The 16,592-nt window shown below is 72.9% G+C and carries 17 protein-coding genes; 9 read left to right on the plus strand and 8 right to left on the minus strand.

Annotated features, from left to right (window positions below):
• The first annotated feature begins 36 nt into the window (after positions 1-36).
• The 3 genes from HUN59_RS13405 to HUN59_RS13415 all read left to right on the plus strand — a co-directional run bounded on the left by HUN59_RS13405 (position 37) and on the right by HUN59_RS13415 (position 1,832).
• Entirely contained in the window at positions 37-1,068 is a 1,032-nt protein-coding gene (locus tag HUN59_RS13405; RefSeq protein ID WP_174778622.1) for a LacI family DNA-binding transcriptional regulator, read from the plus strand.
• Between the two features lie 187 nt (positions 1,069-1,255).
• Positions 1,256-1,579 (plus strand): hypothetical protein, encoded by a 324-nt coding sequence (locus HUN59_RS13410; RefSeq protein WP_058740424.1) that lies wholly within the window; start codon positions 1,256-1,258, stop codon positions 1,577-1,579.
• A 100-nt stretch (positions 1,580-1,679) separates the two neighbouring features.
• Positions 1,680-1,832, plus strand: a complete 153-nt coding sequence (locus tag HUN59_RS13415; RefSeq protein ID WP_174778623.1) for a hypothetical protein — start codon at positions 1,680-1,682, stop codon at positions 1,830-1,832.
• Between the two features lie 92 nt (positions 1,833-1,924).
• On the opposite strand, the gene HUN59_RS13420 is transcribed toward HUN59_RS13415, so the two are convergent.
• From HUN59_RS13420 to HUN59_RS13435, 4 genes are all read right to left on the minus strand, one after another.
• Positions 1,925-2,779, minus strand: a complete 855-nt coding sequence (locus HUN59_RS13420; RefSeq protein ID WP_174778624.1) for an EamA family transporter — start codon at positions 2,777-2,779, stop codon at positions 1,925-1,927.
• Complete coding sequence (locus tag HUN59_RS13425; RefSeq protein ID WP_058740426.1) at positions 2,776-3,438, minus strand: response regulator transcription factor; 663 nt, start codon at positions 3,436-3,438, stop codon at positions 2,776-2,778. The genes HUN59_RS13420 and HUN59_RS13425 overlap by 4 nt, the downstream gene beginning before the upstream one ends.
• A 39-nt stretch (positions 3,439-3,477) precedes the next feature.
• Positions 3,478-4,953 carry a sensor histidine kinase gene (locus tag HUN59_RS13430; RefSeq protein WP_141860698.1) on the minus strand — a complete coding sequence of 492 codons (1,476 nt, stop codon included), beginning with the start codon at positions 4,951-4,953 and terminating at the stop codon, positions 3,478-3,480.
• A 95-nt stretch (positions 4,954-5,048) separates the two neighbouring features.
• Positions 5,049-6,455: a serine hydrolase domain-containing protein gene (locus HUN59_RS13435; protein ID WP_174778625.1), complete on the minus strand. Its 1,407-nt coding sequence runs from the start codon at positions 6,453-6,455 to the stop codon at positions 5,049-5,051.
• A 33-nt stretch (positions 6,456-6,488) separates the two neighbouring features.
• Between HUN59_RS13435 and HUN59_RS13440 the strand changes: the two genes are divergently transcribed.
• Together HUN59_RS13440 and HUN59_RS13445 are read left to right on the plus strand one after the other, a co-directional pair.
• Positions 6,489-7,142, plus strand: coding sequence for an FMN-binding negative transcriptional regulator (locus HUN59_RS13440; protein ID WP_174778626.1), 654 nt, complete (start codon positions 6,489-6,491; stop codon positions 7,140-7,142).
• Positions 7,139-8,620 (plus strand): amidohydrolase, encoded by a 1,482-nt coding sequence (locus tag HUN59_RS13445; RefSeq protein ID WP_174778627.1) that lies wholly within the window; start codon positions 7,139-7,141, stop codon positions 8,618-8,620. The genes HUN59_RS13440 and HUN59_RS13445 overlap by 4 nt, the downstream gene beginning before the upstream one ends.
• 4 nt (positions 8,621-8,624) lie before the next feature.
• On the opposite strand, the gene HUN59_RS13450 is transcribed toward HUN59_RS13445, so the two are convergent.
• Genes HUN59_RS13450 through HUN59_RS13460 form a run of 3 tightly spaced genes read right to left on the minus strand, consistent with a single transcriptional unit; the run spans position 8,625 to position 10,747 of the window.
• Positions 8,625-9,554: an Fpg/Nei family DNA glycosylase gene (locus HUN59_RS13450; RefSeq protein ID WP_114849046.1), complete on the minus strand. Its 930-nt coding sequence runs from the start codon at positions 9,552-9,554 to the stop codon at positions 8,625-8,627.
• An 18-nt stretch (positions 9,555-9,572) separates the two neighbouring features.
• Entirely contained in the window at positions 9,573-10,061 is a 489-nt protein-coding gene (locus HUN59_RS13455) for a ribose-5-phosphate isomerase (protein WP_174778628.1), read from the minus strand.
• A 32-nt stretch (positions 10,062-10,093) separates the two neighbouring features.
• On the minus strand, positions 10,094-10,747 hold the full coding sequence (locus tag HUN59_RS13460) for an XRE family transcriptional regulator (RefSeq protein ID WP_083519730.1): 654 nt from the start codon (positions 10,745-10,747) through the stop codon (positions 10,094-10,096).
• Here HUN59_RS13460 and HUN59_RS13465 point away from each other — a divergent pair.
• Positions 10,746-11,273 carry a GNAT family N-acetyltransferase gene (locus HUN59_RS13465; protein ID WP_144802224.1) on the plus strand — a complete coding sequence of 176 codons (528 nt, stop codon included), beginning with the start codon at positions 10,746-10,748 and terminating at the stop codon, positions 11,271-11,273. The genes HUN59_RS13460 and HUN59_RS13465 overlap by 2 nt on opposite strands.
• Positions 11,274-11,352: 79 nt before the next feature.
• Here the strand turns inward: HUN59_RS13465 and HUN59_RS13470 are convergent, their stop codons facing one another.
• Positions 11,353-11,982: a mycothiol-dependent nitroreductase Rv2466c family protein gene (locus tag HUN59_RS13470; RefSeq protein ID WP_174779498.1), complete on the minus strand. Its 630-nt coding sequence runs from the start codon at positions 11,980-11,982 to the stop codon at positions 11,353-11,355.
• 136 nt (positions 11,983-12,118) lie between these two features.
• Between HUN59_RS13470 and pepN the strand changes: the two genes are divergently transcribed.
• The 3 genes from pepN to HUN59_RS13485 all read left to right on the plus strand — a co-directional run bounded on the left by pepN (position 12,119) and on the right by HUN59_RS13485 (position 16,326).
• Positions 12,119-14,698: an aminopeptidase N gene (gene pepN, locus HUN59_RS13475; RefSeq protein ID WP_174778629.1), complete on the plus strand. Its 2,580-nt coding sequence runs from the start codon at positions 12,119-12,121 to the stop codon at positions 14,696-14,698.
• An 84-nt stretch (positions 14,699-14,782) separates the two neighbouring features.
• A complete protein-coding gene (locus HUN59_RS13480) occupies positions 14,783-15,862 on the plus strand; it encodes a mechanosensitive ion channel family protein (RefSeq protein ID WP_174778630.1) in 1,080 nt (359 codons plus the stop codon).
• 53 nt (positions 15,863-15,915) lie between these two features.
• Entirely contained in the window at positions 15,916-16,326 is a 411-nt protein-coding gene (locus tag HUN59_RS13485) for a globin (RefSeq protein ID WP_302691075.1), read from the plus strand.
• The last annotated feature ends 266 nt before the right edge of the window (positions 16,327-16,592 follow it).

Genomic DNA, 16,592 nt, shown 5'->3' on the forward strand with positions numbered 1-16,592 from the left:
GCCACTGTCCATGACTAAAGCGCTATAGTCAATCCCGTGGCCAACAGACGTCGCACGACCATCGCCGACATCGCCGCACGCGCCGGGGTGTCCATCAGCGCGGTGTCGTTCGCGCTCAACGACCGGCCGGGGGTGTCCGCCGACACCCGCCGCCGCGTGCAGGAGATCGCCCGCGAACTCGACTGGCAACCGCACACCGCCGCCCGCGCCCTCGGTGGCGCCCGCGCCGGGTCGATCGGCTTCGTGTTGAACCGGCCGGCACGGACGCTCGGCACCGAGTCGTTCTTCGGCGACCTCATCTCGGGGATCCAGCTCGGGCTCGCCGGGACCCACGTCGGCATGACCCTGCTCGTCGCCCGGGACGCTGCCGAGGAGCTCACGACCTACCGCGACTGGTGGCGCGGGCACCGGGTGGACGGCGTGGTCGTGATCGACCCGCGTCGCGACGACGAGCGTCTGACCCTGCTCGCCGAGCTCGGCATGCCCACCGTGGTCGTCGGCTCGCACCCCTCGCCGGACGGCGCCGCCCCGAGCGTGTGGATCGACGACTCGGACGCGACGGACACCGTGCTGCGGTACCTGCACGCGCTCGGACACCGGCGGATCGCGCACGTCTCCGGTCGGCCGGAGTTCGAGCACACGGCGATGCGGGTCGAGCGGCTCCGGGCCTTCGCGGCGGACGCCGGGCTCGAGGACACCGTGTCGATCCCCACCGACTACTCCGCGGACGAGGGCGCCCGGGCCACCCGCGCACTGCTGTCCCGCACGGTGCGACCGACGGCGATCGTGTACGACAACGACGTGCTCGCCGTCGCGGGGCTCGGCGTCGCGAGCGAGATGGGCGTCGCGGTCCCGGGCGCCGTGTCGATCGTGTCGTTCGACGACTCCGCGATGATCCGGCTCGTCCGCCCCGCGATCACCTCGCTGACGCGCGACACCGTCGAACTCGGGCAGCGCGCGGCGGTGCTGCTGCGCGAGCAGATCGACGCCCCGGCTCCCCTGCCGTCCCGGCCCGGACCGTCGCTGACCCTGAGCGTGCGCGAGTCGACGGGCCGCGCGGCCACCTGACGCCGGTGACCCGGTGGCTGCGCTGTGCGCTGACACATCCGCGGCCGGGTCGGGGTGCGCAGCGCGCCGACACACCCGCGGCCGGGTCGGGCCGCGCAGCGCGCCGACACGCCGGCGGCCGAGTCGAGGTGCGCAGCGTCCGCGCGGCGGACTTGACGCACGTTCGAACACACGTTCGAATACCGTCGTGGGACGGCGTCGCGAGAACCGGTGGCAGCCCCCGGAACACCCGGAGGTCGAGCGTCCGCGCGCCTACTCGCTGTCCGAGGAAGCGCGCGGGCCCGACGTCTGCCACGCGGTGACGCCCGTCCCGGTCTGGGCGTGGATCCAGTTCCCGACCTTCCACATCCGGGTCAAGGGCTTCGCGTCGAGCTGGACGCGGGACGCCGTGCACGTCGAGTGGGCGCAGTTCGGGCAGCAGGCCGACGCCTGGGTCTGGCGCTCAGCGGTCAAGCACCGCGCGCTGCGGACGGACCGCGCCGAACGGCATCCAGGGAACGCACCGCATTGACATCCGGACCCGATCCGAGGATCGTTCCGGGAACCCCGCCTCGCCGAACTACTCACCGATCAAGTGGTTCGACGGACGAACGACAGGAAGGAGGCCCACCGTGAACCAACGCGACGTGCCGTCCTGGGTCGCCCACGTGCTCACTCCGCCGGAGGTCATCGCCGCCTACGTCGAACGCCGGATCAACGACCCGGCGCTCCTGGCGGTCGAGCAGTCGGAACCCACCTACGCGGACTTCCTCAGCGCCGAGTAGCTGACGACCGACCCAGAGGCGGGTCGTGGCGCGTCCAGTGGTCGGGAACGGCCTGGAGGCGCGTCACGGCTCCGCCGGTCGGCCCGCCGCCGTCAGGGAACGGCTCGGCGGCGACGTCCCGACAGGGTCACCCCGATGCTCGCCGCGGTCACGCAGGCGAGCGCCACGACCTCCTGCACCGAGAGCGCCTCGCGCAGGACCAGGAGTCCCGCGAGCGCGGCGATCGCGGGACCGAGGCTCTGCAGCACGCCGAACACGCGGGTCACCATCCGGCGGAGCGCCGCCATCTCGAGCGCGTAGGGCAGCACGCTCGACAGCAGGGCGACGCCCGCGAAGACGAGCAGCAGCGTCGGGTCGTCGACCACGCCGGCCACGGCGGAGTGCAGTCCGAACGGCAGGGAGACGAGCATCGCGACGACCATCGACAACGCGAGACCGTCGATGCCGGGGATCGCCGCCCCGACGCGCTGGTTCATCACGATGTAGCCGGCCCAGCACACCGCCGCCGCGACGGCTGCGGCGACGCCGGCGACCGCGGTCACGGCCGTCGGTCCGACGCCGAGGAGCACGACGCCGGCGAGCGCGAGCACGGCCCACGACACGTCCCGCCAGCGACGGGTGTGCGCGAGCGACAGGACGAGCGGCCCGAGGAACTCGATCGTCACCGCGACACCGATCGGGATGGTCGCGAAGGCCACGTAGATGAAGACGTTCATGCCGCCGAGCGCCAGGCCGAGCAGGACCGCGGCCGTCCACTGCGCGCGGGTCCAGTGCCGCACGCGCGGGCGGACGACGAGCGCGAGCACCAGGGCACCGATCACCAGGCGCAGGGTCGCGGCGCCGACCGAGCCGACCTCGTCGAAGCGCGTCTTGGCGATCGCGGCCCCGAGCTGCACGGACACCATCGCCGCGAGCGCCAGGAGCGGCGCGGGGACCCGCGTCGTCATCCGAGGTAGGCGAGGACGGCGAGGACGCGGCGGTGGTCCTCGCCGGTGTCCTCGAGCGCGAGCTTGCCGAAGATGCTCGTCACGTGCTTCTCGACCGCGCCGGTGCCGATGACGAGCGCTCGGGCGATGGCGGCGTTCGTGCGTCCCTCGGCCATCAGCCCGAGGACGTCGCGCTCCCGCGGGGTCAGCGCCTCGAGCGGGTTGCGTCGACGGCTCATGAGCTGCGTCACGACCTCGGGGTCGAGCACGGTGCCGCCGGCGGCGATGCGGCGCACGGCGTCGTCGATCTCCTCGAGTCGGGTGACGCGGTCCTTGAGCAGGTACCCGATGCCGGTGGCGCCGGCGGCGAGGACGTCCTCGGCGTAGGTGGCCTCGACGTACTGCGACAGCAGCAGGACCCCGGTCTGCGGGGCGACCCGGCGGGTGACGACGGCGGCGCGGACGCCCTCGTCGGTGAAGGTCGGGGGCATCCGGACGTCCATCACGACGACGTCCGGGGCCGCGTCCGGCAGCGTGGCGAGGAAGGAGTCGGCGTCGGCGTACTGCCCGACGACCTCGATGCCCGCCTCGTCGAGGACGCGGGCCAGTCCCTCGCGCAGGAGCACGGCGTCGTCGACGACGACGGCCCGGATGCGTGCTGCACCCGGGCCGTCGCTCATGCCGACCAGCCTAGTGGGAGCGTCCCCGCTCCCCGCCGGTCACCGGCGGACGGTCGGGACGCCGTTCAGCGCGCCGAGCGGGATCCGTGCGGTGGCCTCGGTCGGCCCGCCGTCGGGGCTGTTCACGATGAGTTCGCCGTCCAGGGCGCGCATGCGGCCGACCAGCCCCTCGAGCCCGTGGCCCTCCTGCGGGCGGGCTCCCCCGCGGCCGTCGTCGGTGACGCTGACCGTGAGGTACCAGAGGCCGGACGCGTCGACGATCAGCCCGAGGTACACGCCGGCGGTCGAGGCGCCCGCGTGCTTCGTCGTGTTCGTCAGGAGCTCGCTCACCGTGAAGTACACGTTGCGCTGGATCTCCGTGGCGAGTTCGAGTCCCTCGGGCAGGCGGACGTCGAGCCCGACCGGGATCGGCGTGCGGGCGACCAGGGCCTCGAGCGCGGCGACGAGCCCGCGGTCGAGCAGGATCGGCGGCGCGAAGCCGCGGGACAGGGCGCGCAGCTCGTCGAGGGCGTCCTTCGCGTGCTCGCCGGCCTCGCCGATCAGCCGCTTGGCCTGCTCCGGGTCGCGGTCCATCGCACGCTCGGCGGCCGCGAGGTCCATGCGGAGCCGGACGAGGCGCTGCTGCGGGCCGTCGTGCAGGTCGCGCTCGATCTGCCGGAGCGCCTGCCCCTCGGCCGTGACCGCTCCGGCGCGGGAGGCCTGCAGCCCGGCGACGCGCTGCTCGAGCTGCTCGGCACGGAACCCGCCGAGCAGGCCGAGGTCGATCCAGTAGTGCGCGAGGACCGAGCCGCGCGCCCAGAGCGGGAACAGCACCACGGACGCCGCCATCGACACGAGTCCGAGCAGGCCGAGGAGGAGCACCGGAGCGCCGCCGAGCCCGCTGTAGTAGTCAGCGGCGACCCGGTTGAGGAGCGCGATGCCACCGACCGCGATCGGCCACGTGAACCCGACGACCAGGAGCGCGCCGGCGCCGACCGTGCAGAGCGCCGCGAGCGGGTACACGACGACCGCGTGCAGCAGGTACAGCCAGTAGTGCGGGTTGGCTACCGCGGAACCCGTGCGGGTCCACCAGTTCTGCTGCCAGCGCGGGGTCCAGTCGACCGGGCGGATCGGCCGCGGGTCGGCCCAGCCGATGCGGAGCTTCTCGAACTGGCCGACCCAGCGGGCGACGAACAGCGCGACGAAGAACATCAGGAGCACGAACGGGTTGAACAGGTCCCGGAATCCGCCGCCCAGGATCGCCGCCGGGAAGGCCGCGTAGAGCGTGCAGAGCAGCACCGCCGTGAGCGCCATGTAGCCGAAGTCCCGCGGCAGGCGTCGCCACGCGTCCCGGTAGAACGCGCCGGCGGACATCCCCGAGCCGCCACCGCCGCCCGGCTGCCCCACCGCCGGCGTCGCCGACCACCCCGCGGGTGCTGACTGTGGCTGTCCGGGCATGGGCTTGGTCGCTCCCTGCGGTGCGGTGTCGTCGAGCGGGACGGTGTCGGCCTGGTCGAGGCGGGCGGTGTCGGTCATGACTCGAGCCTCGCGGACCGAGGGCTCCCGTCCCATCCTGCCGTCTCCCGGACCCGTGGTGGGGTTGTCCCCCCCTCCCGGTCCGGACGCCGGTCTCAGACGAGGGCGGCGGCGACCTCGGGGGTCTCCTCGGGGACGGACCACGGGCGGTGCGTCATGCCGCTGTCGCCGCGCACCGACACGACCGCACCCGACTCGTCGCGCGTGAACGTCACGAGCTCGTCGATCGACCCGAAGCGGTTGCCGGCGGCCATGCGCAGCGTGTCGGCGTCGACGACGTCGAGACGGACCGGTGACTCGGTCGGCACGGGCTGCGTCGGGTCGATCGCGAGCAGCCGGTCGCCGACGCGGGCGAAGTCGGTGATGCCCTCGAACGTCGTGAAGCGCCCGACGTAGCGGGAGGCGTCGACGTCGTCGGGCAGCGCCGGCCCCGCGGCGTGCTCGTCCGCGGCGGCGTCGAGCAGGTGCACGATCCCGTTCGCGAGCATCCCGGCGGGCCCGGTCGCGCTGCTCGTCATCACGGACACGACGAGCGACGACGCCGGGTCGAACACCGACTGGGTGATCTGGCCGGGGAAGCCGCCGGAGTGGCCGCGGACCTCGCGCCCGTTGATCCGGTCGACGATGAAGCCGGCACCGTAGCCGCGGGCGGCCGGATCGGTGTCGAGCGCGCTCCACGCCTTCCGCTGCGCGAGGCGCTTGGCGTGGTCGGAGAGCAGCTCGCCCCGGCCGGGGACGTGGGCGGAGAAGTACCGGACCAGGTCGGACGCGGTGCCGTGGAACCCGGTGGCCGCGGCGAGCGCCCCGGTCGTCACGTGCGGGACGCGCGTGCGGGTGCGGGCGGTGTGCAGGCCGGTGTAGCCGACGACGAACGCGTCCTCGTGGGCGGGGTCGAACTCCGGACCGGTGTGGGCGAGGCCGAGCGGCTCGGTGATCGCCGCCCGGACGTGCTCTGCGTACGAGGTCCCGGTGACGGCCTCGACCACGAGCCCGAGCAGGCCGTAGCCCAGGTTCGAGTAGTTGAACGCCGAGCCGACCGGCACCTTGGCGCCGCCCTCGACGACGAGCGCGACGAGCTGCTCGGCGTCCGGGAACGGGTGCGCGAGTGCCCAGTGGTCGCCGTCGGCACCGTCCCGGACGACTCCGCCGCCCATCTCCATGAGCTCGCGCACCGTCGCGCCGGCGATCGGCGAGCCCGCGTCGACCAGGGCCGGCACGAACGAGCCGACGGTGTCGTCGAGCCGGAGCGCGCCCGCGTCGGCGAGCTGCAGCAGGGCGGTGGCGGTGAACGTCTTCGAGTGCGACGCGATGCGGAACCGGTCCGTCGTGGTCAGGCGACGACCGGCCTCGACGTCGGCGTACCCCCACGCCCCGGCGAACAGCTCCTCGCCCTCGAACCCGACGGCGACCTGCACCCCGGGGAGCCGGAGCTGCCACACCTTGTACCCGATCCACTCGCGGACGTAGGGCAGGACGGACTCGTACGCGGCGCGCTTCTCCATGCCGACCAGCCTGGCATGTGCCACGCTCGTCGGATGCGGCACACACCCCGGTTCCTGATGACCGACGTCGACGAGGTCAAGCGCGTGGTCGCCGAGCACCCGTGGGCGACGATCGTGTCGCACACCGCGGCGGGCACGGTCGCCTCGCACTACCCCGTGCTGCTCGAGACGCCGGGGCCCGACGACGACCCGGACGCGATCGTGCTCGTGACGCACGTCGGCCGTCCGGACGAGGTCGCGCACGAGCTCGGCCAGCACGAGGTCCTCGTCGTGTTCCAGGGCCCGCACGGCTACGTCTCCCCCGGTTGGTACCCGCCGGAGCAGTTCGTCCCGACCTGGAACCACGTGACCGCGCACCTGTGGGGCACGCCGGAGATCCTGTCCGACGACGAGAACTTCCGCGTGCTCGGCGAGCTCGTCGACCACTTCGAACGGGTGATGCCCGAGCCGGTCTCGCTCGACGTCGACCCGGACACCGCCCGGCGGATCGCGCAGGGCACGGTCGGCGTCCGGATCCGGGTCACCCGCTTCGACGCCCGCGCCAAGCTCTCGCAGAACAAGGCGCCGGACGTGGTCGCCCGGATCGTCGCGGAACTCCGCGGGGACGGCCCGTACGCGTCGCCGGCGCTCGCCGACGAGATGGACCGGGTGCGCGCGGAGCGCGCGGACGGACTGGAGGCACGGTGAGCGACGTCCTGCTCCGCACCGTCCGACGGGTGGGCACCTCGGGCGCCCCCGCCGACGTCCGGATCGTCGACGGGCGGGTCACCGCGGTCGCGCCGGCCGGCACGCTCGACGCGGCCGGCCCCGACAGCGACGTGCTCGAGGCGGCGGGGGCCTGGCTCGCACCCGGCCTGGTCGACCACCACGTGCACTTCGACCAGTGGGCCCTCGTCCGGCGACGCGTCGACGTGTCCGGCTGCGCCTCCGCGGAGGCGACCGCCGACCTGCTCGCCGAGGTCCTGCGCACCGGTCCCGTCGACGGGGTGCTCGTCGGGCACGGCTACCGGGACGGCCTCTGGCCCCGCCCTGCGCGACGCGAGCTGCTCGACCGGGCCGCACCGCGCCTCCCGGCCGTCGTCATCAGCGGCGACCTGCACGCCGTCTGGTGCAACGCGCTCGCCCTCGAGCGGTTCTCCGCCGAGGTGGGCCGCCCGCTCGTGGCGGGCGACGACGGGGTGCTGCGCGAGCAGGACGCGTTCGACGTGACGGCCGCGCTCTCCCGCGTCCCCGACGCGGTCCTCGACGGCTACGTCACGGACGCCGTCGAGGCGGCCGCGGCCCGCGGCGTGACGCGCATCGTCGACCTGGAGATGCGGTTCGGACTCGACCGCTGGACCCGGCGGGTGCACGCCGGGACGGACGGCCTGCGCGTCGCGTCCGGGGTGTACCCGGACGAGCTCGACGACGTGGTCGCGAGGGGCCTGCGAACCGGGGACGTCGTCCCGGGCACCCGCGGCCTGCTCACCATGGGGCCGTTCAAGGTCATCACCGACGGGTCGCTCGGCACGCGCACGGCCGCGACCGCCGACGGCGAGGGGGTGCTGGCCTACGCGTTCGACGACCTCGTCGCGATGGTCCGGCGCGCGGTCGACGCCGGGCTCGTCCCCGCCGTGCACGCGATCGGCGACCGGGCGAACACTCTCGCGCTCGACGTCTTCGAGGCGGTCGGCACGCGCGGGTCGATCGAGCACGCGCAGCTCCTCGACGGGACCGACCTCGAGCGGTTCGCGCGGCTCGGCGTGGTCGCGTCCGTGCAGCCGGAGCACGCGATGGACGACCGGGACATCGCGGACCGGCACTGGGCGGGGGTCACCGACCGGGCGTTCCCGTTCGCGGCGCTCGAGCGGGCCGGGGCGACGCTGCGGCTCGGCTCGGACGCGCCCGTCGCGCCGCTCGACCCGTGGGTCGGGATGGCGGCCGCCGTCGGACGCGACCGCGGTGGTCGGGAGCCGTGGCACCCGGAGCAGCGGATGTCGGCGCTCGCCGCGTGGCGGGGGTCGACGGACGGCCGGGTCTCGGTCGCGGTCGGCGACGTCGCGGACCTGGTGCTGCTGCCCGCCGACCCGCTCGCGGTGGCGACGACCGAACCGTCGGACCTGCTCCGGTCGATGCCGGTGCTGGCGACCGCGATCGCGGGGCGGTTCACGCACCGCTCGGCGTGACGCGCTACTTCTGGTCCTTCGGGCACCAGTAGAGCTTGCGGCCGGCCATGTCCGCCATCCGGATCTCGGTCCCGCACACCCGACAGGGCTCGCCCTCGCGGTGGTACACCCAGTGGCGGTCCTTCCGCGACCGGACGGCCTTCTTGTGGTCGGCCTCGGACAGGTCGTCCATCGTGAGCATGAGGCCGTCCCGGACGCCCGCGTGCAGGAGCTTCGACCAGTCCTGCCACAGCGCCTTCGCCTGCTTGACGGTGATCTTCTTCCCCGGCTTGTACGGGTCGATGCGCTGCCGGAACAGCAGCTCGGCGCGGTAGATGTTGCCGATGCCCGCGACGACCGACTGGTCCATCAGGAGCTGCCCGATCGCGACGTTCCGCTTCCGGACGTTCTCGACGAAGGTCCGCTCGGCCTCCGGGCCGTCGTCGTTGATCGGGTCCGGGCCGAGCTTGTCGAGCGCCTTCTGCACGCCGGCGGGGTCCTCGACGACGCAGGCGGTCGGGCCGCGGAGGTCGGCGACGGTGTCCTCGGTGAGGATCCGAACCCGCACCTGCCCCACCGGGTCCGGCGGGAACGACTCGATCGGGTCCTCGGCCTTCTCCTGCTCGGCCATCCGGTACCGGGCGAGCCGCGGAGCGCCGATGGACGCGAGCGACTCCTCGCCGTCGCCGTCCTCGGACAGCGCCTCGGCGGAGGAGATCAGGCCCGCGAAGTCCCACGCGCCGTACAGACCGAGGTGCACGCGGAGGAACAGGTCGTCCTCGAACTCCAGGAACATCTGCTTCGCGACGGCCCGCGCAGCCACCATCTTCTTGCCGTCGAGCTGGGCGGCCCCGGCGGCGAAGCGGCCCTGCGGACTCGACACCTCGCAGCGCTTGCCGACGAAGTGCCGGGAGAACTGGTTCGCGATGCGGTGGACGGAGTGACCCTCTGGCATCGGTCCTGTCTACCCGGGCTACTCGTCGATCTGCCGACCGGCGATGTGCCCCGTCGTCTCGTACTCCGCCAGCTGGGCGATGCGGCGGGCGTGGCGCTCCTCGCCGGAGAAGGGCTCCGCGACGAACAGGTCGACGAAGCGCATGGCCTCGTCCTCGGTGTGCTGGCGGGCGCCGATCGAGATGACGTTGGCGTCGTTGTGCTGGCGGGCGAGCAGCGCGGTGGACTCGTTCCACACGAGCGCGGCCCGGACGCCCTCGACCTTGTTCGCGGCGATCTGCTCGCCGTTCCCCGAGCCGCCGAACACGACACCGAGGGCCTGGACGCCCGCGCGCTGGTCCCGCACGACGGCGTGCGCGGCGTTGATGCAGAACGAGGGGTAGTCGTCGAGCGCGTCGTACTCGGTCGGTCCGTGGTCGACGACCTCGTGCCCGGCCGCCGTCAGGTGCTGGGCGAGGGTCTTGTTGAACTCGAGGCCGGCGTGGTCCGTTCCGAGGTGGATGCGCATGTGACCGATCCTATTCCCGCGGGACGACCGCCCTACGCCGCCCGGACCACCACGACGACGTACCGGACGGTGTCCTCGCCGGGGTTCCGGTAGACCACGTCCGCCGGCTCGCCGAGCTCGATCCGGTCCCCTGCGCCGAGGCGGGTGACCTCGCCGCCCGCGACGACCTCGAGCACGCCGTCGACGACCCAGATGCAGTGCCGGAGGAAGGCGTAGGCGCTCGCCGGGTACGCCACCTGCTGCGCGGGCGGCAGGCGGACCTCGGTGACGTCGGCGGGGAACACGGCGCTCGACACCGGGCGTCGGCGGTACCCCGTCTCCGGGTCGGTCCACGAGTCGGCGGTCGCACCGCGCTGCACGCCCCGCGCGGCGTCGGGGTCGGCGGTGCGCGGGACGTCGTGCTCGAGGGACTCGTCGAGGAGCTGGGAGACCGTGAGCCCGAACGCACCCGACAGCCGCCCGAGGATCGTCGCGGTCGGGCTGGAGACCCCGCGTTCGACGCGGTTGATCATGGCGCGGGAGACGCCGGACTCCTCGGCGAGCTCGGTGAGGCTCCACTTCCGCTCGGTCCGCAGGCGCTGCAGCCGGTCACCGAGTCGACGCTGCGCGGCGTCGTCCGGGTGCTCGGCGCCCGTCGTGTCACCGGGTTCCTCGAGCGCCGCGGCGTCGTCTACGATCTGAGACATGACGACAGCATATGCGACGGGCTCCACCGCTCCGGTCACGGTGCGGGACTGCGAGCCGCGGGACCTCGACGTCGTCCACGCACTGCACGTCGACGCCGTCCTGCACTCGACCGCGATCTGGCAGGACGAGCCGCACCCGCGTCCGTGGTTCGACGGCTGGCTCGCCGACCGGCGCGGCGCGGGGCTGCCGGTGCTCGTCGCCGAGGTCGACGGCGTCGTGGCCGGCTACGCGACCTACAGCGCGTTCCGGCCGCACCAGGGGTACCGGCACACCGCCGAGCACAGCGTGTACGTGGTGCCGGCGTTCCGCGGCCGGGGCGTGGCGACGGTCCTGATGGACGCGCTCGTCGACCACGCCCGCGCCGCCGGGATGCACGTGCTGATGGCGGGGATCTGCTCGTCCAACGTCGGGTCGATCGCCCTGCACGAGCGGCTCGGGTTCACCACCGTGGGCGTCCTGCCCGAGGTCGGGCGGAAGTTCGACCGGTGGCTCGACCTGACGCTGATGCGGTTGCCGCTCGGCTGAGCGGCGCACCGGAGGACTGGAGGCGCGTGGCGGGCCCGCACCGCGCCTCCCGTCCGACCCGCGGTCGCGGGCTCGGTTGCTACTCGACGGTGTCGAAGACCGGGCCGACGGTGCGCGAGCGCTTGAGCTCGAAGAAGCCGGGGTACTTCGCGACGGCGACGACGCCGTCCCACAGGTCCAGGGCCTCCTGCCCCTTCGGCGCCGGGGAGATCACCGGACCGAAGAACGCGGTGCCCTCGACGGCGATCACCGGGGTGCCGACGTCCTGGCCGACCCGGTCGATGCCCTCCTGGTGGCTCGCACGGACGGCCTGGTCGACCTCGTCGGTCCAGGCGTACTCGAGCAGGTCCGCCTCGAGGTCGAGCTCGCGGAGCACCGCGGGGACGACCTGGGCGGGGTCCGACTCCTGGCGGTGGTGGACGTGTTCGCCGAGCGCGTCGTACAGCGGCTTGACGATCTCCTGCCCGTGGCGGAGCTTCGCGGCGGTCACGATTCGCGGGTAGAGCTGCCCCTCGTGGATCCGCTCCCGGTACTCGTCGTGGATGTCCTGGTCCTCGTTGAGGACGAACAGGCTCATCACCTTCCAGGTCACGTCGAGGTCGCGGTGCCGGGCGACCTCGCCGACCCAGCGGCTCGTCATCCAGGCCCACGGGCAGTTCGGGTCGAACCAGAACTCCACAGCGGTGGGGGTCGTCTCGGTCTTGTCCACAGTCGTCTCGGTCACGATGCGAGCGTACGCGCGCTCGCTAGGCTGATCCCATCGTCCCGACGGCGCACGACGCCGTGCCGGGACCCCCTCACCGCGGACATCGATCGTCCGCGCCGTCAGCGAAGTTGGAGCGTCCGTGCCCGGAGAGAACCTCACCAGAACCGAAGCCCAGGAACGTGCCGCGATCGTCGACGTGCAGACGTACGACGTCGAGCTCGACCTGACCCGCGGCGCCGAGACGTTCGGCAGCACGACGCGGGTCCGGTTCACCGCGACGCCCGGCGCCGCCACGTTCATCGACGCCATCACGAAGACCGTGCACTCGGTCGAGCTGAACGGCACCGCGCTCGACGTCGCCGCCGTGAACGACGGCGTGCGGATCCAGCTCGACGGGCTGCAGGAGCAGAACGAGCTGGTCGTCGTCGCCGACGCGCTCTACACGAACACCGGCGAGGGGCTCCACCGCTTCGTCGACCCGGTGGACGACGAGGTGTACCTGTACTCCCAGTTCGAGGTGCCCGACTCCCGTCGCATGTTCGCGGTGTTCGAGCAGCCCGACCTCAAGGCCGAGTTCTCCTTCACCGTGACGGCCCCGGCGCGCTGGCAGGTCGTCTCGAACGCCCCGACCCCGGAGCCGCACGTCGACGGCGAGGTCGCGACGTGGACGTTCCCCCCGACGGCCCGCATCTCGAGCTACATCACCGCGCTCGTCGCCGGCCCGTACGAGGTCGTGCGCGACGAGCTGACCAGCCGTGACGGCCGGACCATCCCGCTCGGTGTCTTCGCGCGTCGCTCGCTGGCCGAGTACCTCGACCCCGAGTACGTGTTCGAGACCACGAAGAAGGGCTTCGCGTACTTCGAGGAGAAGTTCGACGTCGCCTACCCGTTCGAGAAGTACGACCAGCTCTTCGTGCCCGAGTTCAACGCCGGCGCGATGGAGAACGCCGGTGCGGTCACCTTCACCGAGACCTACGTGTTCCGCTCGAAGGTCACCGACGCCATCAAGGAGCGCCGGGTCGTCACGATCCTGCACGAGCTCGCGCACATGTGGTTCGGCGACCTCGTCACGATGAAGTGGTGGAACGACCTCTGGCTGAACGAGTCGTTCGCCGAGTGGGCGTCCACCATCGCCACGGCCGAGGCCACCGAGTGGACCGAGGCGTGGACGACCTTCCAGGCGATGGAGAAGTCCTGGGCGTACCGCCAGGACCAGCTCCCCTCGACGCACCCGATCGTCGCGACGATCAACGACCTCGAGGACGTCCAGGTCAACTTCGACGGCATCACGTACGCCAAGGGCGGCTCGGTCCTCAAGCAGCTCGTGGCGTGGGTCGGCATCGACGCGTTCTTCGCGGGCGTCTCGGCGTACTTCAAGAAGCACCACCACGGCAACACCGAGCTGCGCGACCTGCTCGTCGAGCTCGAGGCGACCAGCGGCCGCGACCTGTCCGAGTGGTCGAAGCTGTGGCTCGAGACCGCCGGCGTGAACACGCTCCGTCCGGAGATCCAGGTCGACGAGTCCGGCGTGATCACGTCCTTCGCCGTCCTGCAGGAGGCACCGGCCGACCACCCGACGCTCCGCCCGCACCGCCTGGCGATCGGCGTCTACGGGTTCGTCGCCGACGAGACCGCCCCGTTCGGCGCGGACACCGCGTCCTCGGGCGGCAAGCTCGAGCGCACCCACCGCGTCGAGATCGACGTGGACGGCGCGCGGACCGAGGTCCCCGAGCTCGTCGGCGTGCACCGCGGCGAGCTCGTGCTGCTCAACGACGACGACCTGGCGTACGCCAAGATCCGCCTCGACGAGCAGTCCCGCCGCACCGCGATCGAGCACCTCGCCGCGATCGCGAACCCCCTCGCCCGGTCGATCGTCTGGGGCGCGATGTGGGACGCGACGCGCGACGCCGAGTCCCCCGCGAGCGACTACGTCCGGCTCGTGCTCGGCAACATCGCGACCGAGACCGAGTCGACGACCATCCGCACCACGCTGTCGCAGCTCCTGCTCTCGGCCCGCAACTACGTCGCGCCGGCCAAGGTCGACGCCACCGTCCGCACCGTCGGCGACACGCTCTGGCAGCTCGCCAGCGCCGCGGCCGCCGGGTCGGACGCGCAGTTCCAGTTCGTGAAGTTCTTCGCGCAGATCGCCTCGACGCCGGAGCACGTGGCGACGCTGCAGGGCCTGCGTGACGGCTCGGTCACGCTCCCGGGGCTCGAGATCGACACCGACCTGCGCTGGGAGCTCCTCGAGGGCCTCGTGCTCGCGGGTGCCGCCGGCGACGCCGAGGTGGACGCCGAGCTCGCCGCGGACAAGACCGCGTCGGGCGAGCAGGCCGCGGCCCGCGCCCGGGCGACCATCCCGACGGCCGAGGGCAAGCTCGCGGCGTTCTCGTCGCTGGTCGACTCGGACGAGCTGCCGAACGCCATCGTGCGGCAGACGACGGTCGGGTTCCAGCACACGAACAGCCCGGTCGTGCTCGAGGGCCTGGTGTCGGGGTACTTCGACGTCCTCACCCGCATCTGGGCCGAGCGCAGCTACCACATGGCCGACACGATCGTGACGGGGCTCTACCCGGCACCGCTCGCGTCCGTCGAGCTCCGCGACGCCGCGCACGCCTGGCTCGCGGCGCACCCGGAGACCCCGGCGCTCCGCCGCATCGTGTCGGAGAACGTCGCCGGTACCGAGCGCGCGCTGCGCGTCCAGGCGGCCGACGCCTGACCTGCGTCGGACGACCACGTACGGGCGGGGCCTCGGTGATCCTCAGGGGTCGCCGAGGCCCCGCCCTCTAGCATCGATCGGATCATGAACCTGGCTGCGACCTCGACCGACGACGTCCCCAAGTGGATGTCGAACACCTTCACCCAGTTCGTCGACACCTGGCACGTGCCGATCGTCATCGTCATCACGCTCCTCGCGGCGGTCATCGTCCGGCTCGTCCTCCGCCACACGATCAAGGGCGTGGTCGAGCGGGTCGTCACCGGGGCCAAGCGCCGCCAGAACGTGGAGGACACCCAGGCGCTCGTCGCCTCCCCCGTCCAGACCGCCCGCGTCGTGCAGCGGACCCGCACGCTGGGCAGCGTGCTCGAGAACCTGGCGACGGTCGTCGTCGTGCTCATCGCCCTCGCGGTGATCATCCCGCTCGTGCTGCCGAACGCCGCGGTCGGCATCGTCGGCGGCGCCTCGCTCATCGCCGCGGGCCTGGCGGTCGGTGCCCAGAGCATCGTCAAGGACCTGCTGTCCGGGGTCTTCATGATCCTCGAGGACCAGGCGGGCGTCGGCGACGTCGTCGACACCGGGCCCGCGACCGGCGTCGTCGAGAACGTCGGGCTCCGCGTCATGCAGATCCGCGACGTCAACGGCATCCTGTGGTTCGTCCCGAACGGGCAGATCCTGCGGGTCGGGAACCTCTCGCAGGGCTGGTCGCGCGTGCTCGTCGACATCACCGTGCCGTACGACACGGACATCGACGCCGTCCAGGACGCGCTGCTCCGTGCCGCCGTCACGATGTCGCAGGAGCCCCGGTGGCGCCAGCGGATCGTCGAGAAGCCGGAGATCTGGGGCATGCAGTCGATCAGCGACGCGGGCATGGTGTTCCGCCTCGTCGTGAAGACCCGCGCGGCCGAGCTCGACGTCGTCGGTCGCGAGCTCCGGGTCCGCCTGAAGCGCGCCGTCGACGAACTCGGGGTGACCCTGCCGGCGATGGCGATGATCATGCCGGAGGGCTGGGAGAACGCCACCTCGATCAACGGCCTGCGCTCCGTCCGGACGCAGCCGACGCCGGCACCGACGAAGTCGCGCGGGAAGCGTGGCAACCTGTTCGGACGGGCGATCCACACGGACGACCAGGACCGCGACCAGGATCCCGGGAAGGACCACCAGTGAACGACCCGATCCCTAGCCCCGGCTCGGGCCCCGGTGGCGTCCCGGCGCAACCGATCACGCTGCGCATCGGCGAGCACGGGGCGTCGGCGACCGGTTCGCTCTACGAGCGGATCGGCGGCGCGCCGACGTTCGACCGGCTGGTCCGGCGGTTCTACGAGGGCGTCCAGCAGGACGACGTGATCTGGCCGATGTACCCGGCTGACGACCTCGAGGGTGCGATCTGGCGCCTGTCGGCCTTCCTGCAGCAGTACTGGGGTGGCCCCGGCACCTACAGCGAGGAACGCGGGCACCCGCGGCTGCGGATGCGGCACAACCCGTTCCGCATCACCCCCGAGGCCCGCGAGCGCTGGCTGCACCACATGCACGACGCGGTGGAGTCGCTCGACCTCGCGCCCCTCGACGAAGCCGAGCTCTGGGCCTACCTCGACCGCGCCGCCCACGCGATGACGAACACGTTCGACTGACCGCGGACCGGCTCACGTCGGCGACGCGACCAGGAGACGGACGGGAGGATCGTGGCGGGCCCGCCACGATCCTCCCGTCCGTCTGCCCCCCCCCCCCCCGTGGGGGGGGCGGCCTCCCGGACGAAGGGCCCCCCGGCCAGGCCTTCACCCCGGGGCGGCGGCGTGGGGGGCCCGCCGAGGCGGCCGCGCGCGGGGCCGCCCCGGGCCCCCGGGGGGGGCGGACGGGGGGCGGGCGAGCTGGCCCCCGGCCGCCCCGCGCCGCGGGC

The sequence above is a fragment of the Curtobacterium sp. Csp2 genome (assembly GCF_013347165.1).

What these genes read in the sequence shown, in the direction of transcription:
- HUN59_RS13440 (WP_174778626.1), top strand. Translation starts at nt 6,489, where the DNA reads ATGCGGCACACACCCCGGTTCCTGATGACCGACGTCGACGAGGTCAAG.
- HUN59_RS13455 (WP_174778628.1), bottom strand. Translation starts at nt 10,061, where the DNA reads ATGCGCATCCACCTCGGAACGGACCACGCCGGCCTCGAGTTCAACAAG.
- HUN59_RS13420 (WP_174778624.1), bottom strand. Translation starts at nt 2,779, where the DNA reads ATGACGACGCGGGTCCCCGCGCCGCTCCTGGCGCTCGCGGCGATGGTG.
- HUN59_RS13425 (WP_058740426.1), bottom strand. Translation starts at nt 3,438, where the DNA reads ATGAGCGACGGCCCGGGTGCAGCACGCATCCGGGCCGTCGTCGTCGAC.
- HUN59_RS13430 (WP_141860698.1), bottom strand. Translation starts at nt 4,953, where the DNA reads ATGACCGACACCGCCCGCCTCGACCAGGCCGACACCGTCCCGCTCGAC.
- HUN59_RS13480 (WP_174778630.1), top strand. Translation starts at nt 14,783, where the DNA reads ATGAACCTGGCTGCGACCTCGACCGACGACGTCCCCAAGTGGATGTCG.
- HUN59_RS13460 (WP_083519730.1), bottom strand. Translation starts at nt 10,747, where the DNA reads ATGTCTCAGATCGTAGACGACGCCGCGGCGCTCGAGGAACCCGGTGAC.
- HUN59_RS13465 (WP_144802224.1), top strand. Translation starts at nt 10,746, where the DNA reads ATGACGACAGCATATGCGACGGGCTCCACCGCTCCGGTCACGGTGCGG.
- HUN59_RS13450 (WP_114849046.1), bottom strand. Translation starts at nt 9,554, where the DNA reads ATGCCAGAGGGTCACTCCGTCCACCGCATCGCGAACCAGTTCTCCCGG.
- HUN59_RS13435 (WP_174778625.1), bottom strand. Translation starts at nt 6,455, where the DNA reads ATGGAGAAGCGCGCCGCGTACGAGTCCGTCCTGCCCTACGTCCGCGAG.